Source organism: Archangium violaceum, from assembly GCF_016887565.1.
GTDB lineage: Bacteria > Myxococcota > Myxococcia > Myxococcales > Myxococcaceae > Archangium > Archangium violaceum_B.
In genome coordinates, this window is the sequence record NZ_CP069396.1 from 5,477,281 (window position 1) to 5,501,901 (window position 24,621).

The window sequence follows — 24,621 nt, forward strand, 5'->3', positions numbered from 1 at the left end:
CGCCGTGATGAATCGCTCCTTCTTCCTGCTCCCGTTGCTCGGTTCCCTCGTGCTCTCCGCCTGTGGTGTCAAGGCGGGCGACAGTTGCGAGGGTGGTGGTTACACCTGTTCCTCCGAGAGTGAGGCTCTCGAGTGCCGCGACAAGGTGTGGCGCCCGCTGCCCTGCAAGGGCTCCGCCGGATGCACCGAGGATGACCAGACGGTGAGCTGCGACCTGACGGGCAACGTCGAGGGGGACGCGTGCGCGGCGTCCGCCGAGGGCCGAGGGCTGTGCACGGCCGACGGCAAGGCCGTGCTCGAGTGCCGCATGGGCTCGCTGGTGCAGGTCAAGACTTGCAGCGCGTGCACCATGGACAGCGCACGCGTCACCTGCCAGCCGTGAGCCGCGCTCACCGCGCCGCTCAGGCGTTGACCGGCCCGGTCGTCAGATAGGTGTGCTTGCCCCAGCGCGCTCCGACCTGACCCCGGTAGTCCGTCAGGGCGGAGAAGACGATGTAGCCCACGCCCGCCAGCACCTGGCCCAGTGCCACCGCGGGCGCCTTCTTCGCGTAGCCGAACAGCCACGGGGTGGCGATGGTCGCGAGGCTCCACACGTAGTCGATGGCCTCGTGCACCTCGATGGGCAGCCACTTCTTGACGCTCAGCCGGTAGTCGGTGACGAGCGACACGCCCACGCCGGACAGCGCGAGCATCAATCCCGCGGCGCGTCCGCGCGACGTGTCGCTGCAGATCGCGAGGGTGCCGACGCCCAGCGCGCCGAGGTAGTCGCCCACGCTGTGGATGTCCTGCGGGATGAGCCGCTTGAGCGGCAACACCCCGAATAGGGCCTCGCTGGGGAAACCGGCGTCCGCCCCCCGATTGAAGGCACGGTGGACCGCGTGCTGTACGGAATGGGGTATGTGCGCATGAGTGTCGTCCTCGCGGGGCGGTTCGACATTCGTCTCCGTGGCCACGGCTGGAACTCCTTGTCTCGACGCGAGCAGCGTCCTGGATTCAACGCTGTGCACCGGCCCTGGCTCGAACCGCCGTGACGATCATGGCTGGCTGGAGCTCGAGCGGCCGGGCTCCGTGCGAAGATGGAGCGTCGACCCAAAGGAGAGAGCCCATGAAGGAGTTCAAGGCCAGCACGACCATTCACGCGCCCGCCGAGAAGATCTGGGCGATCCTCACCCAGGTAGCCACCTGGCCCGAGTGGGATCCCTACTGCGAGAAGATCGAGGGCCGCGTGGCGCCCGGAGAGAAGATCAAGGCGTTCAGCAAGCTGAGTCCGGGCCGGGCGTTCCCGGTGAAGGTGACGGAGCTCGTTCCCAACCAGAAGATGACCTGGACGGGGGGAATGCCGCTCGGGCTCTTCAAGGGGGTTCGGACGTTCAGCCTGACCCCGAAGGGCGACAACACCGACTTCACGCTCCACGAGGTGTTCAGCGGGCCCATGCTCGCGCTGATCGGCGGATCGATCCCCGACATGACCGACGCCTTCCAGAAGTTCGTGGCGGGACTGAAGAGCCGCGCGGAGGGGTCTCGCTGAGCCCCTCGCGCGGCTTCGAATCAATGCCGAGCGAGCTCGCGCGCTAGGGGGCGCCCGTACCTCCATCCGTCCCCGGAGGCGGGCCCATGCCGCCATCCCGAGGGGGACGGATGCCGCCATCGCCCGGAGGGGGACCACCGCCACCGCCCGGCATCTGGCAGGACGGGTTGGAGAGCGAGGAGCGGATGACGAGGGTCTTCCAGGCCAGCATCGCGCCGTCCGGCATGCGCTGGGTCTGGAACATGTAATCGGGGGCGCTCTCCGCGGAGACGACGTTGTCGTTCGCGTTCGTCGTGTCGCGCGGTCCGCGCGTGTTGTAGAGCGGCTGGTTGTTGATGACGTCGTCGTTCAGCGCGTCATCGAAGACGAGCTGGGAGGTCACGTACTCGGCGTCGTTGAGGCGGATGGTGAAGTGGATGTGGATCGTCCGGCTGCTGTACCAACCGGGGAAGCAGGTATCGAACTCCACCCGGCCGTTCGCGTCCGTCGTCTGCACACCGCGGAACCACCGCGCGGAGGTCGCGGTCGGATCATCCGCGGTGCAGAACGTGCTGGCGTCCTCACCCGAGTAGAGTCCTTCCGGCGCGGCATGCCAGATGTCGACGCTCGCGCCCGGGACGGGCTTGCAGGACTCGTCCACCACGAGCAGCACGATGCGCACGGGCAGACCATTGTGGCCCTCGCTGATGTCCTTGCGGACCAGGGTGTTCGCGTAGCAGGGCCCCAGGGTCGCCTCGCACGTCAGCTTGCACGTCGAGCCGATGCCCGAGGCGAACGGGTCGGGATAGCTGCTGACCGCCGTCATCGCGGCCGTGCCTCCGGTGGCCCAGGCTCCGGGATCGGTGATCGTCCCCGCGTCGTTTCCGCCCCCCGTGTCTCCCCCGGTGCCCTCACCGCAGGCGGCGCTGAGATGGCCGAGCGGCGCGGCCATCAGGGCGAGACCGATACCGCCGAGGACCTTCCGGCGCGTCACGATCGTGGGGGGGGTGTCGTTCTTGGCGTCGCTGCTCATCCCGATGCCTCCGGGAGCGGCGGGCGTGCCGCTCCTGTCTTGCCCATGTCGTTGGGCTCGACCCTTTCTTCGCGTGGAGACCTTAAGAAGGCCTTAAGCGCTGAAATCCGGGGGGATGGTTGCAGGAGCGTGGATGCGGTGCGGTCCCCTCAGAACGGTGCCCGCCGCTCGAAGGCGACGTGCTGTCCCGTCCCTGGATGCCGGAAGGAGATGGACTCCGCATGCAGCAGCAGGCGGTCGTCCTGGCGGCCGTAGAGCCGGTCGCCGACAATGGGCGCGCCGAGGCCGAGGGGATGTGCCGCATGGACGCGCAGCTGGTGGGTCCTGCCGGTGAGGGGAAAGAAGGCCACGCGGGTGCGTCCTCCACCGCGCTCGAGCACCTGCCACTCCGTCACGGCGGACTTTCCGTGCACGGGGTCGTGAATCTGCCGAGGCCGGTCGCCGAGGTCGACGCGCATCGGGAAGTCGATGGTGCCCCGCTCGCCCTGGACGTGCCCCTCGACCCAGGCCACGTAGCGCTTGCGGACCTCGCGGTGGAGGAACTGCCGCTGCAGGTCCGCGTGAGTCCTCGGGTCGAGCGCCGCGACGAGGAGGCCCGAGGTGTCCAGGTCGAGCCGGTGCACGAGGAGCGGGCCCGTGGCGTGCGGATACCGTGCGCGCAGCCGGGCGAACACTGAGTCCGTCACCGATTCGTCCTTCGCGGGCACGGAGAGCAGGCCATGGGGCTTGTCGACGACGACGAGCCAGGCGTCCTCGAAGACGATGGACAGACCCTGGGTCGCGACGGCCGGCGGGGAGAAGGTTCGCGGAGGCGCGACGTGCAGGCCGTCCAGCATGAACGGGAGGAGGGGAGCGCACTTGTCCCGGCAGGCGGCATAGAACTCACCGGTCACGCGTCCTCCCGCGGGTGGCGGAGCGCCCCACCAGAACTCGGCGAGCGCCAGCGGACGCAGACCGTGTGTGAAGGCATGGGCGAGGAGCTTCGGGGCCGCGCAGTCGGCGGCGCCCGAGGGGGGCTCTCCGGGGGCGAACAGGGCGCGCAGGGGACGACGCTCACCGCGCGCATTGGGGACCTGATAGGTGTCGTGGATCCGCTTCATGAGCGCGCGACAGACGATCCATCGCAAGCGCTCGAGGGCCCGGAGACGCCGCTCGAGCCGCGCTCGTTTCGGCTCGATGGACAGGCGCTCCGCGTCCTGAGCTGCCTCCAACCGGCGCAGCTCCGCCTTGTCGCCTCGGCTCTCCTGGTCGAGTGCGTGGAGGGCCGCGCGCTTCTCCGCCTCCGTGAGCGTGTCCGACGCCGAGATCTCGGCCCGCCGTACATGACGCCGCTTCTTTCTTTCTTCGTGCCGGGCGCGCAGCGCCGTCCGTTCTCCGGTGTGGCGCGCCTGCTGTGCTTCATGGGCGGCCCGGACCTCGACGAGCTCCGGCGAGTTCCGGAACACCTCGGCGCGGGCGAACAGTGCCTTCACCACGGCTTCGCCCGAGGGCTCCACCTGTGCGCGTGCCTCGCGATCGAAGAGCGGTGGAACGAAGCCCGGGACCTCCCATCGCCCCGCGAGCATGCCGGAGAAGGAGCGGAGATACCCGATGCGCCCGTCGGGCTGCTGGACGACCAGCACGCCGAACATCTTGCCGCCCTCCGGGCCGTCGAGCGTCGAGGCTGGAATCCCCGGCGCGACGAAGCCCGTCCGGAGCTCCGCCTGCATCGCCTCCGCGGCTTGGCGCGCCAGGACATGGGGGCCAAGCTCATCGAAGGGGCTCGGGAAGGCTCCGGCGACGTCGCGGGGGGCTGGCTGCGGCTCGAAGGGGGTGATCCACGTCTCCACGGCTCCCCGGTAACACGAAACCGTGGACGTGTGCGCGCGTACGCCTGAGAACGTACCTCCCGAGGCGTGGGGAACGCGCCCCGGGATGGGGGATGTACCTGAAGAGGGCTGGCTGCTCCTCAGAGCGCTCGCATGTAGTGGACGAGCGCTTCCTTCTCGCGGGGCTCCAGCTTGAGGCCCAGGACAAGGTTGAAGAACTCCACCGAGTCCTCGAGCGTCAGCAGGCGCCCGTCGTGCAGATAGGGAGGCGAATCCTTGATCCCCCGGAGCGTGAACGCCTTGATGGGTCCATCGGCGTGGATGGCCTGATCGTTGATCGTCTGCGGCTTGAAGAATCGCTCGACCTTGAGGTCGTGCATGTTGTTGTCGAGAAAGAAGGGCGGCGGGTGGCAGGTCGCGCACTGCCCCTTCTCGAAGAAGACCTTCTCGCCCAGCTTCTCCATGTCCGTGGCCAGTGCCGGATCGAGGCGGCCCGTGGGCAGGAGCTTGGGAGCTGGCGGGAAGTCGAACATGTTCTGCATCTGAGCCATCATCGCCACCTGGGTGGGGCGGTCGGGCTCGTTCACGCCCTTCTTGGCGGCATCCGCGATGTCTCCGTTGAAATAGGCGGTGCGTTGCTCGAACTCGGTGAAATCCTCGATGGAGCGCAGAGAGCGCTTCGAGCCGTGGATCTGCTGGTTGAACATCCCCCGGAGGCTGACCGTGTCGAGCCGGAAGCGCGCGGCCTGGGGCCGGGTGTCCGGGTTCAGGTGGAAGGCTCCGTTCGTGTGGCCATTCACGTGACAGTCGAGGCAGGTGACGCCCAGGCTTCCCTCGGCCACCTTCCGACCGTCGGTCGCGTTGAACTCCGCCTGCGGGAACGGCGTGAGGAGCTGCCGGAGGCCATCCATCTGAACGGGGGTGAGCTTGCCGTTCATGATCTCGAAGAAGTTGCGGATGGTGAGGACCTTGCCCTGGGAGACGTCACCCAGCTCGGGTCGCTGCGAGAGGAAGATGGGCGGCGGGAACTCGGGCAGGAGGTGCTCGGGGAGATCGAAATCGACGTCGAAGCGCTCGAGCGAGCGGCCTTCCTGCTTGCGGATCTCGTCGATCTCCATCTTTGGAAACACCTGCCCCCCCACGGCGTGCTTGACATGAGGCAGTGGAAGGAAGCCCTGCGGGAAGAGGCCCTTCTCGCGGATCTCGTCTGGGCGCATGGCTGCGAGCTGCTCCCAGGTCACTCCATTCGGGAGCTTGACGCGGACCCCCTCCTGCACGGCCTTGCGGCCGCCCGCCATCATGGATTTCGCGGGCCGGTTGGAGAGGTCATATCGGGCCTCGAGGAGCGCCTGCTGGCGGCGCATGACCCCGGCCTTCTCTTTCATGTCGCGGGCCATGACGGCCTGGAAGCTCTCCTCGGCCACTATTGGAATCGTGTACGTCTGGTCGCCTGTGTCCTTGGGTGTAGGAGTCTTGAGACCACCCGGCTTGGGATCCTTGGCCGACTGCGCGAAGGCACAGCCCAAGGACAGCAGGACAGCGACTGAGGCGAGGACGGTGTGACGAAAAGTCCGAGGCATTCGTGGGCTCCCTTCCCTGTGGAAAGGGACCGGACCCTACGCGCGACGGCTTCAGCGCTTCTGGGCTCCGGGTGGGCACTTTCGGAGCGTGTCACTCCCATGACATCCCATGGGAGTCTCTCGTTTCCCAGATGACGCCATCGCTTACAGGGCGAAGCGCGAGAGCTCCCACGGCACCTTCCGGTCCGTGGCCATCCAGGCCGCGATGCGTCCGAGCAACACGGTGAACTTGAAACCGTGCCCGCTCAGTCCTCCCACGAGGGTGACGCGGGGCTCGCCCGGCAGATGGTCCACCACGAAGTCGCTGTCCGGCGTCATCGTGTAGAGGCAGACCTTCTCGTAGGCAGTGCGCGACGACAGCCCGGGCAGGTGCCCGGCGCAATAGCGTCGGAGGGGCTCTCGGTCCTCCTCGTGGAGCGTCCAGTCCACCTGGTCGGGGTCCGTGGGCGTGCCGGGCATGTGCCATGCGACCTTCACGCCGGGCGATTGCCCATCGTGCGGGAAGCCATAGAAGTTCGTCGCGAGGTCGATCCACACCGGGAACCGCTCCGCGCCGAAGTCCGCGAGTGGCGCCTCCGGCTCGAAGTGGCAATACACCTGCCGGGTCACGGTGAAGGGCAGGGTGACGAAGGGGGCGAGCAGACGAGCGGTCCACGGCCCCGCCGTCACCACCAGCCGATCGATCTCGAGCGCTTCGCCGCCAGCCAGCGTGAGCCGGATGCCCCCCGGGCGGGGCTCGAGACCCTCCACGGGAGTGCGGGAGCGGACCCGGGCCCCGTGAGCGGTTGCCAGGCGGAGGTTGGCTCGCACACATGCCGAGGCCCGGAGAAAGCCAGCCTCCCGCTCGAACACGCCGGCCTCTCCGGGCAGGAGCTGGAGCCGTGGGAACCTCCGCGCGCACGTGCTGGGCTCCAGCTCCTCGAAGGGGACACCGTTGTCCTTCAGCGCGCGCCGGACGGCGGCCAGCTCCGGGTGGTCCTCGGGGCCGAAGAAGAGCCCGCCGGTGCGCGCGAACAGGGACTCGCCCGCCTCGCGTTCGAGCTCGTCCCAGAGCGGGTACGCCTCGCCCATCAACGCCGTGTAGAAGCCATCGGTGTACGTCTTCCGGATGATGCGCGAGGTCCCGTACGAGCTGCCCCGGTCGTGGTCGGTCTCGAATTGTTCGAGCACCGTGACCTCGTGTCCCTCGCGCGCGAGGAACCGCGCCGCTGCGCTCCCCACCCCACCTGCTCCGAGCACCGCGATGCGTGTCATTGCCCACCTCTGGACGGGAGTGGCGGAAACCTCCCTCCATGGTAGCCGAGAAGCGCGGCCGCTGGAGAAGCCCGCCGTGGTGTCCCAGCACGTTCGCGGGCTGGGCGACGACCTGATGAAAAATCGCGTCACTCCCGCCACCGGTGTCTTCTCTCTCGAAGCGTCCAATGCGGGCGCCGAGAGGAGAACGACGGTGCGGGTACTTCTGTCAGGAATCGGGACGCGCGGCGACGTGCAACCCATCGTGGCGTTGGCGGTGGAGCTGCGGGAGCGCGGTCACGATGTGCGGCTCTGTGTGCCGCCCAACTTCCTCGATTGGGTCGGGGGCTTCGGCTTCGACGCGACACCGATCGGCATCGCGATGCGTGAGCCCCGAGGCGGGTCGGCGGGGACAGTGCCGACCCCGGAGCAGATGCGCGAGATGGTCCGACACCTGGTGACCAACCAGTTCGACGTGATCGCGTCGGCCATGGAGGGATGCGAGCTGATCGTCGGCGGAGGGGCGCACCAATACGCTGTCCGTTCCATTGCCGAGTCGCGAGGGATCCCCAGCGTCGTCGCTCTATATGCCCCGGTGGTGCTTCCGTCGCCGGACCACGCGCCGGGTGGAGAACCCGGGGGAGACCCGGTTGCGAACATGCAGCGATGGGCGGACGAGTCGCGGGCGTGGGATCAGCGATTCCTCGAGCTCGTGAACGACAACCGGCGCCGGCTGGGGCTCGCCCCGCTGAGCGACGTGCTCAACCACGTCCTTTCCGATGAGCCGTGGCTCGCGGCCGACCCCACGTTGGGGCCGCTGCCCAGCACACCGGGGATGCGCGTCGTGCAGACCGGTGCCTGGATCCTCGCGGACGAGGAGCCGCTGGAGCCGGCGCTGGAGGAGTTCGTCGCGGCCGGAGCGCCGCCGGTCTACGTCGGCTTCGGCAGCATGCCCGCTGATCAGGCGGCGGGCCGCACCGTCGTCGAGGCCGTGCGGTCGGTCGGCCGCCGTGTGGTGCTGTCGCGAGGATGGGCCGAGCTGAGCCTGAGCGACGACGCGGACGACGTGATCGCGATCGGCGATGTGAACCAACAGGCGTTGTTCCCACGCGTCGCGGCGGTGGTGCACCACGGGGGAGCGGGGACCACGACGACTGCCGCTCGGGCCGGCGTACCGCAGGTGCTCGTCCCGATGTTCTCCGACCAGCCGTACTGGGGTTCCCGGGTTCGCGCACTGGGGCTCGGAGCATCCGTCCCGCGCGCCGAGCTCAGCGTCGACTCGGTGGCCTCCGCTCTGCGCGTCGCCCTCGAGCCACGAGTCGCAAACCGCGCCGCGGCGCTGGCCGGCGACGTGAAAGGCGATGGCGCCGCGGTGGCCGCCCGTCTCCTCGAGCGCGAGTACGCATGAGAACGTACCGTCCCGAGGCGTGGGGAACGCGCCTCGGGATGTGGCTCAACGGACTCGTGAGTAGTACAGGACCGCGTTGCCCCCGGGGAAGGTCTTCACGTCGTCGAGGTTGAAGTTCGTCGGTGAGAACCGGGAGCCGAAGGCGGTGCGGCCCGCGCCGGCGACAACGGGATACAGCTTCACGACGAGACGGTCGATCTCGTCGAGGAGTTGCCCGGCCAGCTCCCCACCTCCCGCGAGGTAGATGTCGAGCGCCAACTCCTCGCGCTTGAGCGCCCGGACTGTCTCCACCACGTCGCCGTTCACGATCCTGACGTTCGGGTCACGCGGCTCGAGGGTGCGGGAAAACACGTACTGGCGCAGGTGAGCGTACGGACTCGTGATGCCGAGCTTGAGCGCGGGGTCGTAGGTGCGCCTGCCCATGACGATCGTGTCGAAGTGCCGGTTGGGTGCGTCGTCGATGCCGAGGTGCCGACGGACGTGGGTCGGAAGCGCATCGGGATAATCGGTCGCCATCCAGCGCATGTACTCGTCGGCTCCCGGATAGAAGTCGACTTCGTCGTTGGGGCCGGCGATGAACCCGTCAATCGAGAGAGCGATGTAGTAGACGAGCTTGCGCATTCGACGATCCTTTCCCTGAATACCGCACCCAACGTACTTCACGCGTAGTGGTTGCGCCACGAAGAGGAGCGATGGCCAGCCCCCGGCGGTCCGTGACGTTGGCGTCAGCGCGTGTCCATGCTGCGTTCAGTCGCCGGGCGGCGGGGGAAGGCCGGGAGGCGTCTGGTATGCCTTCTCCTCGGTGGGGCCGAGACGCTCTTGAACCCATCCAAAGAGCGGCTGCGCCTCTTCGCCCAGGCGCAGCTCGTCGGTCGCGGCTCGGGTCCCCGTGCACTGTGCTGTCTCGTACAGGCGCAGAACGTCCGAGCGCACCAGTTGTCCGTAGATGGCTTGGCCCGAGTCGAGGTGAAAGACGAGGCGGGCATCCCAGGGGGGCGGGGTCAGGGCCGCATCCGCGGAGAGCGTGGCCTGGGAGAGGGCCTGCTGGAGCTGCCGCAGAAGGGGGGGCGGCAGCGTCGCGATCCGTCTGCCTTCCGGGCACGAGACGAGCTCGATGGCGGTGAGGTGAGCGGCTTGCGTCTTGAGGATCTGCCCCGGCACCGGAGGCCGGGGGTTGGGGGCAGGTTCCGCGCTCGGGACGGACGACGGCTCCAGCTTGGTGGGGGGCGTCTCGGGTGTGCCCGGACGAGGTGCCTCCTTGCATGCGCCCCCCGCGAGCAGGATTGCGAGGAGGCCGGTGAGCAGCCGTGTGCGAGCCCTCTCAGAAAAGGATGTAGCCGGTGTCATCGGGGACGAGTCCAAAGAGCTTGCTCAACGCCGTGTACTCAAGGGCGTAGGTGAGCTTGTTGATGTACATGTGATTGTGCTTCTTGCTGCCCACGGGGACTGCTCGGAGGTCCGCTCCCATTCCGGGAGGTGCTCCATAGACCTTCAGGCCGCCGCCGACCGCCGTGCTCAACTTCGCCATGTAGTTGAACTCGAAGATACTGTCTCGGAAGTATTTCTTCGCGTCCCCTGCGGTCATCTTCTTGGTGGTTTTGTTCCATTCGAAGGAGATGGTCTCGGAGTCGCTCTTGGCCTTGGCGATGGCTCGGAGGAGATTGCGGTAGGCGGTGGTCGCCATGCATCCCCAGATCTTGGCGATGGCATCCGCGGCGAACGCGGCCTTGAAGTCCTTCAGGCGGGGCATGTTGACGAGCTCGAAGTCCTTGATCCGGGGGTCCTTGTCGTTCGGATCCCGCAGGGTCTGTTGCGCGCCGCCCACGGCGTACGCGGAACCCTCATAGGTCTCGACGAGAATGGGCCCACCGGCCCATGCATGGGAGAAGATGTGGAGTTCCCTCAGCGAGCCAGGGGCCGCGGCACCCAGGGTGATGATGTAGTTGTAGACATGCTGGATGGAGATGGAATCGTCGAGATAGCGCTTCTGGACGTTCGTCGCGTCCTTGTAGGAGCCGAGATGGGTCTTGACGGTCCCTTGAAGGACTCGGTCCATCTCCATCCATCCCGAAGCGCTCTTCACCATCCGCGAGCGATTGCCCGTCTTGAAGTCGAAGATGGTCACGACCGTGGAGTTGTCGATTCTCCGGGGAATGCTCTGCCTGGCGCCGGTCCGGTAGGTCGTTCCCGAGGAGAGGTCATCGCGGTAGGTCTCGCAATAAGCGACGTTGTTCGTGCCCCCGCTGAAATCCCAGCCCGCGACGAGGATCACCTCGGAGTGCGTCTTGGTCAGGGTGAAGGCCAGGGTGTGAAGCTGTTTCGTGGAGGCTCCGGAGGTCTCACTGCTTGACGTGATGGTCGGGCAGCACAGGGGCGCGCTTCCCGTGTACTTGGGGACCAATCCGGTGCCTTCCTTGACGAGGGACAGCGGGAAGACGAGATCTGGGTGACCTGCGACGGAGATGCACAGCTCGTACTTTCCCGGGCTCAGGCCACTCAGGGCGAGGTGCGGTGTTTTTCCCGGCCCCACGGGAGTGCTCTTCGCGGGAGAGGGCTTCAGCTTGACGTCATTCACGAGGAGAGGGGTGCTGCTCTCATCAGTCGCGGTGACGACCAGAAAAGGACTCGCACTCATTGTGTGTGCCTCTCTCGAATGGAGGCACGAAGTGTACGAGCCGCCAGCGGCTCCCGTCGAGCATAAGACGAATGGGGATGCTGTGGAGGGAGCGAAAGGGTGAAGAGGGGCCGACCCTCGACACGGCTGCTACCTGTGCCACGCTCTCGACCGTTCTGGAACCTTCTCGCCGGAAGCATCCGGCGGCGGCTTCGATTCCCGCCGCCTCCAGTCGAGGTTGCCCGCCGCTCTGTCCAGGCCGCCCTCCCAGGAGGGGACGACAGCGACGAGGATGATTGGAGCACTTGGAACGACCCACGCCGCGCCATGCTTCGCCGCAACGCGGGTGCAGCAGGGCCAGCAGCCGGCCAGCAAGCCTGCGGCCCCGGCCACTCCCCCAGGAGCCCGCCGCGCCCCGCCGCTCAGCCGAGCACGAAGCGCACCCAGAGGAGGCCGTAGAGGGTGAGCAGGGCGCAGGCCAGCAGGTCCAGTGCCACGCCGAGCTTCATCATCGTGGGCAGGCGCACGTAGCCGCTGCCGAAAACGATGGCGTTGGGAGGAGTGCCCGCCGGCAGGGCGAAGTCGCAGGACGCCGCGAAGGTGCTCACCGCGAGCAGGGGCAGAGAGCCGGGTAGCACGTTGAGCAGCACGTTCACCGTGGCGGTGTTGGAGGCCACGGCGGACAGTGCCACGGTGGACAGGGCCACGGCGCCGTACTGCGCGATGGGGCCGAGGGCCTCCAGGCCCGCCAGGCGCGCGGCCATGTATGTGGACAGGCCGCTGCCCTCGATGCCGGCGGCGAGCGCGAAGCCTCCTCCCAGCAGCAGCAGCGTGTCCCAGGGCACCCGGGCGAGGGCCCCGCGCGACAGCCGTCCCAGCAGCACCAGCGTCCCGGCGGCGAGCAGCGCCACGGCCGCCTCGTAGTGCTTGCCCAGCAGCTTGAAGCCCTCGAAGGCCGAGGCCACCCACGGCGCCAGCACGCCCCGGAAGAAGTCCCCGCCCATCCACAGCACCGCGGCTACCAGGAAGACGGTGCCCACCACCTTCTCGCCGCCCGAGAGGGGCCCGAGCGCGGCCAGCTCTCGTTGGATGATGTCCACCCCCTGCCCGGGGCCGAGTGCGTCCCGGCGGCCCTCGCGCCACAGCACCCACCACACGAGCGGCAGGAAGAGGACGACGAAGGGCAGGGCGGCCACCATGTACTCGACGAACCCCACCTCAGTGGCCAGCCGCCGCGAGGCCACGCCCGCGAAGACGGAGTTGGTGGGGCTGCCGATCTTGGTCCCGATGCCGCCCACGTTGGAGCCGTAGGCCACTGCCAGCATGAGCGCGGCGCCGAAGTGCTGGAGCTTGCGGCCCTCGGTGGACTCGAGCTGGGCGAGGAGCGCCATGCCGATGGGCACCATCATCACGGCGGTGGCGGTGTTGGAGATCCAAAGAGAGACGGAGGCGGTGGCCACCAGCATGCCGAGCAGCAGTCGCTGGGGCTGGGTGCCAATGGCATGCATGATGAGCAGGGCGATGCGGCGGTGCAGGTGCCACTGCTCCAGGGCGGCGCCCAGGGCCATGCCTCCGAGGAAGAGGAAGATGTAGGGGTCCACGTAGGGGAGGGCGGCGCGGCCCATGGCGGCGGGCAGGCCGTGCACGCCGAAGAGGCCCAACGCGGGGAAGAGGACGAGTGGGAGGAGGGCGGTCCAGGCGATGGGGACGGCCTCGGTGAACCACCAGAGGGCCATCCAGGCGGCCACGGCGGCGGCGGCGGCCGGACGGTGTCCCATACCGGGCACTTCGTGGAGTCCCGAGGGGATGAGCAGGAGGGCCGCGGCGGCGAGCGGCCCGGCGAGCAGCCCGAGCAGGCGCACACGTGACGGTGAAGTGGGGGTCGCACTCCGGGTCGAGCGGGAAGCCACGTGCCCACCGTGGCACAGGTGGCGCGAGCGGGGCCATGGGCTCGGGGTGGGTTCCTGGTGGAGATGATTGTTACTGACCTACCACCCCGCACGGGGCACCGTTTGAAGGAGCCCGGCGCGCCAGCTCGATGGCTCGAGAGAGCCGGGACACCGCCTCCCTCGCGCGAGGAGCGGGCAGGGTGGTGAACCCGAGCAGCAATCCATCGAGCCGACCCTTCTCGGGGCTGAGCTGGTAGCTCGACAGTGCTCCTGGCGCGAGGCCTAGCGAGCTGGCGTGTGTGACCACCGCATCGTCACGGACACCGCTCAGGCGTGCCAGCAGGTGCAGCCCGCCCGTCGTGGGCTCGAGCTGGAGGGAGGGAGAGGAGAGCTCGTCGAGCGCACGCAGCAGCGCGGTCCGGCGCTCCGCATAGAGGTTGCGCATGCGCCGCAGGTGACGTGCGAAGTGCCCTTCACCCAGGAAGTCGGCGGCCGCGCGCTGTATCGCGAGGGGAGGGGCTGGCTGCAGCAGGTTGGCGACGCGGGCGAGCGCGTCGCGTGCCCTGTCCGGCACGACGAGGAAGCCGAGGCGCAGCGTGGGGAACATCGACTTGCTGAAGGTCCCCGCGTAGAGCACCCGGCCCTGGTCATCGAGGCTCTTGAGGGCGGGGAGCGGCGCCGAGTCGTACTGGAACTCCCCGTCGTAGTCGTCCTCGACGATCCATCCGTCCGCGCTCCGAGCCCAGGCCAGGAGGGCGAGCCTGCGAGGCAGTGAGAGCGCCATGCCCAGAGGCATCTGGTGGCCGGGCGTCACGAACGCGAACCTGGCGCGCGGGGCGAGGGCGACGCCCCTGGCGACGTCGAGCCCTTCGTCATCGACCGGCACGGCGGCGAGCCGCAACCCCGCGAGCGAGAGCGCCATGCGCGCCCGGTGGTAGCCCGGATCTTCAATCCAGGCCTGGTCTCCCGGGCTGGAGAGTGCGCGAGCCATCAGGCCGAGCGCACCGTGGTAGCCGCCGGTGATCAGGACCTGGTCCGGATGGGCGATGACGCCCCGTGCGACCGCCAGGTGGGTGGCGATGGCCTCGCGCAGGGAACTGTCACCACTGGCGTCGGAGTGGGCGAGGTCCATGGCCCGAGCGCCGCGAGCATGACGACCCAGCAGCCGCGACCAGGTCGCGATGGGGAATGCGTCGACTCCGGGGATGCCGATCTGGAAGGGGTGAATCACCGGGCGGGCCCGAGTCTCGGCACGTCGAGGCTGCGGCGGGGCCGTCGAGGCTCCGCGAGGCGTGAGGGGGAGCGGGCTCGTGACGAACGTGCCGGCTGCTCCCCGTGTGACGAGGAACCCCTCGACGATGAGGCGCGCGTACGCGACATCCACCGTGCCTCGAGAGACGCGGAGCTCCAGGGCCATGGCTCGCGCCGAGGGGAGCCGCGTGCCCGGGGTCAGTGTCCCGGCGAGGATGGCTTCTCGGAGCCGATCGTAGAGCTGCACGTGGAGGGGACGGTCACCCCGCCGCCGCGAGATCGAGGGATGAAGCATGGCTCCACGAGTGCTCATGATGGCCTGGTCATTTTCATCTTTCTTGGCCCTTTCTCTACTCCATCGTGAGCCTATCCTGCCGCGCCATGACCACTGAATCCCTGGCTTCCGCGGACGCGGCGCGGTTCCGAGCACTCCATGCGCCAGGCCAGCTCCTCATCCTGGCCAACGCTTGGGACGCGGTCAGCGCCCGGCTGATCGAATCCATTGGCGGTACCGCCATCGCCACCAGCAGTGCCGCGATGGCCTGGGCGCATGGAGCCGCCGATGGCGAGCGCCTTCCGTTCGACCGGCTGCTCGCCGCGACTCGCGACATCGTCCGCGCGGTGCATGTCCCGGTCAGCGTCGACTTCGAGAGAGGCTACAGCACGAGCCCGGCGGAAGTGGCCGACGCCATCTGCCGGCTCTCGGAGGTGGGCGTCGTCGGCGTGAACCTCGAGGATGGCGCCGAGCCGCCCGAATTGCTGGCCGCGAAGCTGTCGGCCTCACGGGAGGCGCTCCGGCGCGAGGGACGAGACATGTTCCTGAATGCGCGCACCGATGTGATCTTGCGTCGCATGGTGTCAGGCCCCCAGGCACTCGACGAGGTGGTGCGGCGCGCGAGGCGCTACGTGGACGCGGGCTGCGATGGTGTCTTCGTGCCAGGCTCCTTGACGGCCGAGGAGCTGGCTCGAGTCGTCGAGGAAGTGCGAGTCCCGCTCAATGTCTGGGCCGCACCGACGTTGCCCCCGCTCGAGCAGCTCCGGGCGATCGGTGTACGCCGGGTGAGCGTGGGGCCCCGCCTCGTGCTGACGGCGCTCTCGGCCGTCAGACGGGACGCGGAGCAGGTGCTCGCGGGGCGGTGGGCTCCCGCACCCGAGGGAGCGACACCGACCTACGCCGAACTCAATGCCTGGTTCGGGCCTGATGTCGACGTCCGGGTGGGACACCCGCACTGATGCCCACCGTGCAGAGGAAGTGACGGGCCGCGCGTCTCCGACACGGGGGCGCACGGCGCGCTTGCGAGCGGCGGGGAATTGGAGCAGGAGGGGCCGGTCGTGATTGTCCGTCCCCGCCCCGGTGCCCTGAAGCTCCTCTTTGTCATGCGCGGCACCATCCTGCCGCGCGTCCTGCCCCACGTGCTGGGCATCGCGGCGCTGTCCTGCCTCGTCGTCTGGACGCTCCAGGCGGGCCACCTGCGGCTCCCGGTGACCTCGCCCGCGCCCTTGTCGCTGCTCGGCATCGCGCTGTCCATCTTCCTCGGGTTCCGGAACAACGCCTGCTACGACCGCTGGTGGGAGGCCCGGAAGCAGTGGGGCGCGCTGCTGATCGAACTGCGCGCGTTCTCACACCAGGCCATCGCGCTGCTGGACGACGGGGACGCCGAGGTGCCCGTCGTGGGGCGGCAGGCGGCGCGGCGGCTGATTCACCGGAACATCGCCTTCGCGCACGCGCTCGCCGCGCACCTGCGCGGGCATGACGCCCGGGAGGACATCTCCCGCTTCGTCGCGGAGCCGGAGCGCTCGCGCGTGCTGACCAGTGGAAATCGGCCTGGCGCGCTGCTGCGCGAGCACGAGGTCGAGCTGGCCGCGCTGCGGCGGGAGGGCCGGCTCTCCGACATCGTGTGGGGCTCGCTGGCCGCACGGGTCCACGCGTTGATGGGCGTGCTCTGCGCCTGCGAGCGCATCCGCTTCACGCCGCTGCCCTTCGCGTACACGGTGCTGCTCCACCGCACCGCGTATCTCTTCTGCCTGCTGCTGCCCTTCGGCCTCGCGGAGGCCCTGGGCTGGTTCACGCCGGTGCTCGCGGCGATGATTGCCTACACCTTCTTCGGCCTGGACCGGCTGAGCGACGAGTTGGAGGAGCCCTTCGGCACGGCTCCCAACGACCTGCCGCTGCTCGCGCTGGCCCGGACGGCGGAAATCAACCTGCGCGAGGCGCTGGGCGAGCCGCGGCCCGAGCCGCTGCGCCCCGTGGACTTCATCCTCCCGTAGGCGCCGGGCCGCTCGCCTCCGCTCGCGCTCGAGCTCCGCGGCAGCGTGCCAGCCCCCCGGCTCAGGGCCGGGGCGCGCGGGGCAGGCGGCTCATACGCCGGGCGATGCGGAAGCTCATCTCCAGGGCCTGGCGGTAGTTGAGCCGCGGATCGCACAGCGTGGCGTAGTTGCGCTCCAGATCCTTCTCGGTGATGCCGACGGCACCGCCCATGCACTCGGTGACGTCCTCGCCGGTGAGCTCGAAGTGCACCCCGCCCAGGTAGGAGCCGAGCTGCTCGTGCACGTCGAAGCTGCGCTCCACCTCGTGCAGGACGTCATCGAAGTTGCGCGTCTTGATGCCGGAGGAGGTGCTCACGGTGTTGCCATGCATCGGGTCGCACACCCACAGCACGAGCCGGCCCGCCCGCCGCATGGCCTCCACCACCGGGGGCAGCGCGTCCGCCACCTTCTGGGCGCCCATGCGGGTGATGAGCACGAGCTTGCCCGGCTCGTTGTCGGGGTTGAGCTGCTCGGCCAGCCGGACGGCGTCCGCGGGGGACACGCTGGGGCCCAGCTTCACGCCCACCGGGTTGCGGATGCCGCGGAAGAACTCCACGTGCGCGCCGTCCAGGGCCCGGGTGCGCTCGCCAATCCACGGCAGGTGCGTCGTCAGGTCGTACCAGCCCTGGCGCCACGGCACCTGGCGCGTCTGGGCCGACTCGTAATGGAGGTTGAGGCCCTCGTGGCTGGTGTAGAAGTCCACGCGGGTGAGGTCCGCCACGGTGCGCTCGCCCAGGGCCTCCATGAAACGCAGGGCCTCGCTGAGCTTGCGGGTGGTCTGCTCGTACTCCTCGCGCAGCTCGCCCGGCACGGCGGCCTGCTGGAAGAAGCTCAGGTCCCAGTACTCGGGGTGGTGCACGTCCGCGAAGCCACCGTCGCTCAGCGAGCGCACGAAGTTGAGCGTCATCGCCGCGTGGTGGTAGCAGTCCAGCATCAGCCGGGGATCCGCCCGCCGCGCCTCGGGGGTGAACTCCGGCCGGTTGACGAGGTCCCCGAAGTAGCTGGGCAGCTCCACGCCCCCGCGCGTCTCGGTGGGCTTGGAGCGTGGCTTGGCGTACTGGCCGGCGATGCGCCCCACCCGGATGACGGGCCGGTGCCCTCCGTGGATGAGCACCAGCGACATCTGCAGGATGATCTTCTGCCGGTTGGTGATGATGTCCGGACGGCAGTCGGAGAGTGACTCGGCGCAGTCCCCGCCCTGCAGCAGGAAGCGGCGGCCCTGCTGGGCCTCCGCCACCAGCTCGCGCAGGCGTTCCACCTCCCAGGAGGTGACCAGCGGAGGCAGCCGGCCGAGCTCCGCGACGACCTCCTCCACCTCCTTCTGCACCTCATAGCGGACGTCTTGGGTGATGGGCTTCGTCTTCCAGGAAGTGGGGGACCAGGTGCTCATGCGGGGGGCAGGAATATCACACCCCGCTTCTTCAGCGCCCTGCTAGCAGAGCCCGGCCCAGCGGACGTACATGTCGCCGTAGTAGTTGCACACATAGCCACTGGGGCAGGTGGGATAGCCACGGACCCAGTACTCACCATTCGACCAGAACACCTGGCTGTTCGTGTCGAAGTGGTGGCCGTAACTCAGGGTTTCGAGGAGCAGGCTGGACGTGGACGGCGACGAGTAGACGCCGAGAGCGCCCCAGCAGACCATGTAGACGGCCTGCTGATGGACCCCGCGCTCCGGTTCGGCCGAAGGCTGCTGCTTCGCCTCCGTCGTCTCCTCGGGCGCGCCACCGCACCCCATGCCGAACAGCGTGGCACCACCCACAAGACACACGAGCATTCGCAGGTTCTTCTTCATCGGATGTTCTCTCCGTGAGGGGAAATGATGACGCCCCGCGTCGTGAGCGGCCCGGGGCTCATGCGAAGAGAGATTGATCCGACGCGACCGTCATGGATCGAAGTGCAGCGCGAGACGCTCCGAGCGAGCATCGGGCAGGAGCCAAGGTGGCCACCAGCGGGATTACGGCTCGCTCCCCCAAATGAGCTGACCGTTCCGGTAGAGCGTCACTCTCTCCCAATTGGTGAAAGAGGTCTTGGAGGGGTCGAAGGAGTAGTCATTGGATTCGTCGAAGTTCGACCAATCTGCCTTGTGGCCGCGGATCTGGATTTCGCCTGAATCGCCAACAGCCGGAATGCTACCAGCAGCGGAATTGAAGGCGATCTCCAGGTAATGATCCGCCCCCGTCTTCCCCATGCCCATCTTCACCAGCTTGCCGGTGACGTTCGAGTTGCCGACGCGGGCATAATCACAGTAGATGGCAAGCGGCTTTTCCCCATCCATCGTGAACCAGTAGCGGATGGACAGCTCGCTCATCCCCACGGGCTCGCCGCCGTTGTTCTTGATCTTGAAGTGCGGCTTCAATCCGTTATCACCCACCAGGATGTCCGCCGCACGGTATTGCAGCACGAGATTGCCCGAGGGAGGCGTCGATGTATCCCGAGGGGTTGCGCTCAGCTGCGCCGAGTTCCCGCTCTCGCCCGCGGCGTTTACCGCACTGATGGCGTAATGATACGTCGTTCCGTTCGTCACCGACGTGTCGGAGTAGCTCGTGCCGCTGACCGCTGCCAGGGGGGTGTACGGTCCGCCACTTGTCGTCGAGCGCTTGACTTTGTATGAGCTGGCATTGGTCGAGGTGCTCCAACTCAAATCGACCCTTCCATTGCCCGCCGTCGCGGTCAACCCGGTGGGTGGAGCGGGGACGGCGGACGCGTTCACGATGGCCCAGTAGGCCTGTTTGGATTGCAGACGCTCATTGAACAAGAGGGGCCAATTGTTTCGGGCCACCGGGAACGTTCGCAGCCAGGTATTTCCGTCATCCTTGCCCCACAACGTGACGCTGGTGACCAGGTTCTTGTGTCTTTTGAAGACCTCGAATAGCTGTTTGTAAAGAGAGGCCTGATTCTGCTTCAACTCCTCCGGGAACGTGTCGTACCGCTGCGAGGAGTCGTAGTACACGCTCATATCCAGTTCGGTGATGTGCGTCTCGACACCCAGATCGGCGAATTTGACGATGGAGCTCTCGATCTCCTGAATCGTCGGATAGTAGAGGCTGACGTGCGTCTGGTGTCCGACACCATCAATCGGAATCCCCTTGGCGATCAAACGCTTGACCAGGTCATACATGGCCTGGCTCTTGCCTGATTCGTGTGTATTGTAATCATTGATGAACAATACCGCGTCCGGGTCCGCTTCGCGGGCAAACAGGAACGCCTTCTCGATGAACTCCTCCCCGGCGATCTGGTACCACAAGCTGCGGCGCAATCCGTCAGGCTGCGAGGCATCGAGGACCTCGTTGACCACATCCCAGGCGTATATCTGGCCTTTGTAACGGCCCATGACCGCGTTGATGTGCGTCTTCATCCGTTGGAACAAGAGCTCCTTGCCCGCCAGATTTCCGCTCGCATCACGGAAGACCCAGTCCGGCGTTTGTGAGTGCCAGACCAGCGTATGCCCCCGGACCTGCTGCCCATTTCCAACCGCGAACTGAACGGCGGCATCCGAACCGCTGAAGTCGAATACTCCTTCCCGCGGCTCCGTACTGTCCCATTTCAAGACATTTCCCGGTGTCGTGCTGTTGAAGTGCTTGGCGAGCAACTTCCTGTCCGCATCCGCCAGGAGCTCACTGTTGGAGAAGGAGGTCCCGATCAGGAAGTCATTGGCGAAGACGTCCTTGAGCGAAGGAATGCCTTCTTCGATGACGATGGGCCCGAGATCGGGCAGCCTCTCCAGACGGAAATCGTCGACATGGAAGACCAGCGAGGAGTCGTTCGGTGCTTCGAAGTAGACGGACAGGTTGTCCGCCGCCTCGAGAAGCTTGTACTGGGCCTGGAACCTCACCCAGTCATTGGACGTGGCCGTGTCGAAGTATATCCTCTCGTAGTAGGTGGTACTCGGCGTCTTGCGCTGGAGCGTCATATGAACGGTGGTGCTCGGAGCTGCCTGCGGTAGCTTGATCCACCCCGTGAACACGTAGGTCTGGCCCGGTTCCATGTACGCCGTCACGTCCAGCGTCGGTCCGTGCCACGACTGCTTGCGGCCACCCACCTTCAGACCGTACGAGCCGCCGCGGGCCGCTTCCGCTACCGCCGCCAACGTTTCCACACCACCGCGTCCAGTCCAGCCCTGCACCGTTCCATCTTCGAAATCAGTCTGGAGGAGCAGGATGTTTTCCGAATGTGCGGGATGCGGCGAAAAGAGCAGCGGAATCAAGAATGACGCCAGGAGCGTTTGAAGCACTCTCAGAACTGGCTTTTTCTTCATTGAGCTCATACGTAGCGCGCCTCAGGGGTAATAGTCAGGCGTAGTCAGTGATTGACGGTAAATCGAGCAAGCACCTTATTCAGTGATTTCACTGCGCGTCAAATGGTTCGAAGATAGGAGAATTTTCCGTTGAGCCGTCAGCGTCCCTCACCAATAGAGAGGGGCGGGGCGGCTTTTTCATGTTTTGAGAGTCATGGCGACCCCGCGATTCATCCGCGTCAGCGGACCGTTTGACGTAGAGTGAACGCTCGCGGTTCGCTCGGTGTGCTTGGAGGGCTCATGACGAAGCCTTGGAACTCCTATGGCGCGGCCACGGTTCCGCCTCCACGGAAGCTCCTCGTCACCGGCAGTTCGGGGCAGCTCGGCGCGGAGATCTGCCGACAGCTCTCCCTTGAGTACGAGGTGACGGGACTGGATGTGGTACCCGGCCCCTTTACCCAGGTGGTTGGAAGCATGGAGGAGCGCACACGGGTCTTCGACCTGGTGGCCCGGGTAGACGCGGTCATCCACGCCGCCTCCCTGCATGCGCCCCATCGGGCCCATCTGCCAAAGTCACGCTTCATCGACGTGAACGTCCAAGGCACGCTCCACCTGCTCGAGGCGGCGGTGGAGCACGGCTGCAAGCGCTTCGTCTATACGAGCACCACCTCGGTCTACGGACGCGCGATGGAACCTCGAGGAGATGCCGCCGTGTGGGTGACGGAGGAACTGACGCCCGAGCCCCGGGACATCTACGACGTCACCAAGTTGGCCGCGGAACAGCTCTGCCGACTCATACACGAGGAGACAGGATTGCCCGTCATCATCCTGCGCACCTCGCGATTCTTCCCTCAATCACAGGAGACCCTGGCCATCCACCGGCTGAATCGGGGGCTGGACGTGCGTGACTGCGTGTGGGCACACCGGCTCGCGCTCGAGTCGCACATCCCCTTCGGGCTGTACAACATCTCTGCCCGCCCTCCCTTCCACCGAGAAGACATGGCGGAGCTGCTGCGTGACGCTCCTGGCGTCATCCGCCACAGGGCCCCGGAAGTCGTCAGGGAGCTCGAACGGTGTGGAATTCCCCTTCCCCCGAGCATGGATCGCGTCTACGTCATCGAGCGGGCGGAATCCGAGCTGGGATTCCACCCACGTTTCAACGCACTCGAGTTCCTCCAGGGCGAATGAGTCAACCGCCCTGCCGAACCATGAACAGCAGCAGGGACCGTGTATCAGTAGGACGACTTCGACACCATGTTCTGGTGGGTGACCGCGTTGCCCGTGCCGTTGATGATGTGGTTGATCGCCGCGCCCGGGGTACTGCCGAGGAACACGGTGATCATGTGCTGGAACTTCACCCCGGCGTTGGTCGGCGACTCGATGGCGTTCTCCAGCACCACCGGGTTGTAGAACACGGAGTAGATGCCCAGGCCCCGGGCGTCATGGCTCGTCACCGAGTTCGCCACCTTGTACGACGCGTATCCCCTCACGCCGTCGTGCGTCCACCGGCTCTGGTCCGGAACGTCGTAGGGAATCTCGGACTGGTAGAAGTAGACGCGGCCGCCGTTGCCATTCCAGACGGTCTGATACCCCTCGAAGTGCTCGACGAAGAGGCCATAGGCAGACACGTTGTTGCCATTGACGGTGATGCCGTTCGTGCTCTTGTTCACGTCCCAGCCCACGCCGTTGCCGTGATCGGCGCGCCACAGCCAGAGGTTGTCGATCAGGACGTCGTTGCTGTTGAGGGTGACGCAGCTCGTCGCGTTGCCGGCCTGCGCCCCGCCCACGCGGCAGGAGACGTCGAAGAGCGCCGTGGGGTTGGCCGCGTGGCTGACCGTGCTCGTCGCGTTGCCGAGCTTGAGCAGCACGGGGGAGTTGGTGGGACCCGCGTCGAAGAGGATGCCCGCGATGGTCACACCATCGACGTCCGCGACGTTCATCGCGGCGGTGCCGTAGTCCGGGATGAGCGTCGCGAGGCCGAGCCCCAGGACGATGGTCCCCGGGTTCGACACCTGGAGGGGGCTCGCGAGGTGGTAGATGCCGGGGGTGATGAGCAGATGCTTGCCCGCGCTGAGCGCGGCGTTGAGCGTGTCGGCCGTGTCCCTGTCGGAACGGGCGATGTGGAACTTGTCGAGGGTCAACACCGCCCCGGCGGTCGTCCCGGCGCTCCACGTGGTCCCCTTGCTGTTCGTCCGCAGGGAGGGAACCTTGACCGCGTAGTTTCCGGCGCTGTCGATGAAGAGATAGGGCTTCTCCCGGATGACCGGCGTCGTGTCGACGACCGTGTAGACCTGGTTCGGCCAGGTGCCCGTCGGGGCCTGCTCGTCACCGACGAAGACCATGTTCCAGTTCTGGCCCACCCAGTAGTTCAGGCTGGTGTTGCGGGTGAGGAACTGCTGCTGGGTTCCGGAGTTGATGGTGTTGTCGATCTTGGAGTCCGCGATGAACCCGCCGCTCGACCAGGCGTTGGACCAGGCGTTATCCCAGAGATTGATGGAGCCCTTCACGTGGATGCGGCGCATGGTGGTCGCTTGTGAGACGGCCCACACCGCCGTGTTCGAGTCCTTCGTCGGGACGATCGAGAGGTTCTCGACGCCGCGCCAGAAGTTATGGGTGGCATTGCCCTGGAACCAGTCCGCCTTGGTGCGGACCGCTCCGGTGATCGTCACGTCGTCGGGCGATTGCCCGAGGCCGAACACGTTCATGTAGAACCCGACCTGGACGTCGAGGTTGTACTGGCCCGGCTTGAAGAAGTACGCGTACCGCTGGCTGCCGAACTGGTTCGTCTCCTGCTGCCGGAAGATGGTGTCGACCTGACTCTGGATCGTCGCCATCGACATGGAGGGGTCGAAGATGCGGACGTTGGGTCCGAAGTCCGGGCCGGACCCGTTGCCTCCACCGCCGCTCAGGATGTTCAGCGTGAGCGTCTCCCACTCCCTCGCCGCGGGGGCGGACGCGACGACGGTGCTGCCGCCGGCGTTGATGGCGGAGACGAACTGGCCGCTGACCGTCGTCTTCAGCGCGATCTTGTCGCCGCTGACGATGTCGCCGGTGCCGCTCAGCTTCACGATGCTGAACTCTTCCCAGGCCAGGGGCGTCGTCGCCGTGAACCGGATGTTGCCGCCGCCGCCGTTGATCGCCGAGCCCCACTGGCCGCTGATCGACCGCAGCGTCACCACGTCTCCGCTGACGAGCGAGCCGCCGTTGACGTCCGTGAGCGTGAACGTCTCCCACTCCTTGGCCTGCGTGCTGTACGCCATCAGATCGGCGCCACCGCCCTGATCGGCGACGAGGTAATGGCCCGACCAGGTCCGCAGGGTGACCGTCAGCGGGTTCGCCGCGAGCGCCTTCTCCTCGTGGCCGGTGCGCTCGTCCCGCTCCGTGTCCGGGGGCACGGCGCAACTCGCGCTGGCCGCCAGCAGGGTCGATGCGGCGATCCCCAGGACACGTGTCCGGCGGGGATGAACGGCAAACAGCGATTCATCCGGGTTACCTCGGCTCATGGTGCTTCCTCTGCGTTGGAGTGGGTTCATCGAGATTGCCCTGTCGAGCACTCTCCGGGCTATCTGCAACAACTCGACCATCAAACAAATCCGCTTTTACTTGATATTTCCGGCTGGCCCCTGCCGTCCCACGCCAGAATGGAGCCGAGGACCCCCCATCCCTGGTGACAGCAGTCACCAGGGGTGAGGACCGCGGTCACCAGGGTCACGAAGCCAGGAAGCGCATGGGTGAGCAGGCAATGACCCGAAAA

20 protein-coding genes are annotated in these 24,621 nt (G+C 67.0%); 6 read left to right on the top strand and 14 right to left on the bottom strand.

Annotated features, from left to right (window positions below; genetic code table 11):
• Positions 1-7 precede the first annotated feature (7 nt).
• A complete protein-coding gene (locus JRI60_RS22425; protein ID WP_204227875.1) occupies positions 8-382 on the top strand; it encodes a hypothetical protein in 375 nt (124 codons plus the stop codon).
• 19 nt (positions 383-401) lie between these two features.
• On the opposite strand, the gene JRI60_RS22430 is transcribed toward JRI60_RS22425, so the two are convergent.
• Positions 402-815 carry a hypothetical protein gene (locus JRI60_RS22430; protein ID WP_204227876.1) on the bottom strand — a complete coding sequence of 138 codons (414 nt, stop codon included), beginning with the start codon at positions 813-815 and terminating at the stop codon, positions 402-404.
• Between the two features lie 290 nt (positions 816-1,105).
• Between JRI60_RS22430 and JRI60_RS22435 the strand changes: the two genes are divergently transcribed.
• The gene (locus JRI60_RS22435; protein WP_204227877.1) at positions 1,106-1,528 is read left to right on the top strand and encodes an SRPBCC domain-containing protein; all 423 of its coding nucleotides are present in this window, start codon (positions 1,106-1,108) and stop codon (positions 1,526-1,528) included.
• Between the two features lie 43 nt (positions 1,529-1,571).
• Here the strand turns inward: JRI60_RS22435 and JRI60_RS22440 are convergent, their stop codons facing one another.
• The 4 genes from JRI60_RS22440 to solA form a co-directional block, all read right to left on the bottom strand.
• Positions 1,572-2,540, bottom strand: coding sequence for a protocatechuate 3,4-dioxygenase (locus JRI60_RS22440; protein ID WP_204227878.1), 969 nt, complete (start codon positions 2,538-2,540; stop codon positions 1,572-1,574).
• 149 nt (positions 2,541-2,689) lie between these two features.
• Positions 2,690-4,369, bottom strand: coding sequence for an RluA family pseudouridine synthase (locus tag JRI60_RS22445; protein WP_204227879.1), 1,680 nt, complete (start codon positions 4,367-4,369; stop codon positions 2,690-2,692).
• A gap of 119 nt (positions 4,370-4,488) precedes the next feature.
• Entirely contained in the window at positions 4,489-5,745 is a 1,257-nt protein-coding gene (locus JRI60_RS22450; protein WP_239470663.1) for a cytochrome B6, read from the bottom strand.
• A gap of 327 nt (positions 5,746-6,072) precedes the next feature.
• Positions 6,073-7,182 (bottom strand): N-methyl-L-tryptophan oxidase, encoded by a 1,110-nt coding sequence (gene solA / locus JRI60_RS22455; protein WP_204227881.1) that lies wholly within the window; start codon positions 7,180-7,182, stop codon positions 6,073-6,075.
• Between the two features lie 76 nt (positions 7,183-7,258).
• Here solA and JRI60_RS22460 point away from each other — a divergent pair, with 76 nt between their 5' ends.
• Positions 7,259-8,569, top strand: a complete 1,311-nt coding sequence (locus JRI60_RS22460; RefSeq protein WP_239470664.1) for a glycosyltransferase — start codon at positions 7,259-7,261, stop codon at positions 8,567-8,569.
• A 45-nt stretch (positions 8,570-8,614) separates the two neighbouring features.
• Here the strand turns inward: JRI60_RS22460 and JRI60_RS22465 are convergent, their stop codons facing one another.
• The 5 genes from JRI60_RS22465 to JRI60_RS22485 all read right to left on the bottom strand — a co-directional run bounded on the left by JRI60_RS22465 (position 8,615) and on the right by JRI60_RS22485 (position 14,636).
• On the bottom strand, positions 8,615-9,190 hold the full coding sequence (locus JRI60_RS22465) for a dihydrofolate reductase family protein (RefSeq protein WP_204227882.1): 576 nt from the start codon (positions 9,188-9,190) through the stop codon (positions 8,615-8,617).
• Positions 9,191-9,316: 126 nt separating this feature from the next.
• On the bottom strand, positions 9,317-9,730 hold the full coding sequence (locus JRI60_RS22470; RefSeq protein WP_204227883.1) for a hypothetical protein: 414 nt from the start codon (positions 9,728-9,730) through the stop codon (positions 9,317-9,319).
• A gap of 160 nt (positions 9,731-9,890) precedes the next feature.
• Positions 9,891-11,144: a hypothetical protein gene (locus JRI60_RS22475; protein ID WP_204227884.1), complete on the bottom strand. Its 1,254-nt coding sequence runs from the start codon at positions 11,142-11,144 to the stop codon at positions 9,891-9,893.
• Positions 11,145-11,605: 461 nt separating this feature from the next.
• Complete coding sequence (locus tag JRI60_RS22480; protein WP_204227885.1) at positions 11,606-13,045, bottom strand: SLC13 family permease; 1,440 nt, start codon at positions 13,043-13,045, stop codon at positions 11,606-11,608.
• A gap of 118 nt (positions 13,046-13,163) precedes the next feature.
• Entirely contained in the window at positions 13,164-14,636 is a 1,473-nt protein-coding gene (locus tag JRI60_RS22485; RefSeq protein ID WP_204227886.1) for a PLP-dependent aminotransferase family protein, read from the bottom strand.
• Positions 14,637-14,704: 68 nt separating this feature from the next.
• Between JRI60_RS22485 and JRI60_RS22490 the strand changes: the two genes are divergently transcribed.
• Together JRI60_RS22490 and JRI60_RS22495 are read left to right on the top strand one after the other, a co-directional pair.
• The gene (locus JRI60_RS22490; protein WP_204227887.1) at positions 14,705-15,556 is read left to right on the top strand and encodes an isocitrate lyase/PEP mutase family protein; all 852 of its coding nucleotides are present in this window, start codon (positions 14,705-14,707) and stop codon (positions 15,554-15,556) included.
• 99 nt (positions 15,557-15,655) lie between these two features.
• On the top strand, positions 15,656-16,591 hold the full coding sequence (locus JRI60_RS22495; RefSeq protein WP_204227888.1) for a bestrophin family protein: 936 nt from the start codon (positions 15,656-15,658) through the stop codon (positions 16,589-16,591).
• A gap of 61 nt (positions 16,592-16,652) precedes the next feature.
• Here the strand turns inward: JRI60_RS22495 and JRI60_RS22500 are convergent, their stop codons facing one another.
• The 3 genes from JRI60_RS22500 to JRI60_RS22510 all read right to left on the bottom strand — a co-directional run bounded on the left by JRI60_RS22500 (position 16,653) and on the right by JRI60_RS22510 (position 20,897).
• A complete protein-coding gene (locus tag JRI60_RS22500) occupies positions 16,653-18,020 on the bottom strand; it encodes a class II 3-deoxy-7-phosphoheptulonate synthase (protein ID WP_204227889.1) in 1,368 nt (455 codons plus the stop codon).
• 42 nt (positions 18,021-18,062) lie between these two features.
• Positions 18,063-18,425 carry a hypothetical protein gene (locus tag JRI60_RS22505; RefSeq protein WP_204227890.1) on the bottom strand — a complete coding sequence of 121 codons (363 nt, stop codon included), beginning with the start codon at positions 18,423-18,425 and terminating at the stop codon, positions 18,063-18,065.
• Positions 18,426-18,587: 162 nt separating this feature from the next.
• Positions 18,588-20,897 carry an endo-1,4-beta-xylanase gene (locus JRI60_RS22510; protein WP_239470665.1) on the bottom strand — a complete coding sequence of 770 codons (2,310 nt, stop codon included), beginning with the start codon at positions 20,895-20,897 and terminating at the stop codon, positions 18,588-18,590.
• 270 nt (positions 20,898-21,167) lie between these two features.
• Between JRI60_RS22510 and JRI60_RS22515 the strand changes: the two genes are divergently transcribed.
• The gene (locus tag JRI60_RS22515; RefSeq protein ID WP_204227891.1) at positions 21,168-22,055 is read left to right on the top strand and encodes an NAD-dependent epimerase/dehydratase family protein; all 888 of its coding nucleotides are present in this window, start codon (positions 21,168-21,170) and stop codon (positions 22,053-22,055) included.
• 44 nt (positions 22,056-22,099) lie between these two features.
• Here JRI60_RS22515 and JRI60_RS22520 read toward each other — a convergent pair whose 3' ends face one another.
• A complete protein-coding gene (locus tag JRI60_RS22520) occupies positions 22,100-24,370 on the bottom strand; it encodes a hypothetical protein (RefSeq protein WP_204227892.1) in 2,271 nt (756 codons plus the stop codon).
• Positions 24,371-24,621 lie beyond the last annotated feature (251 nt).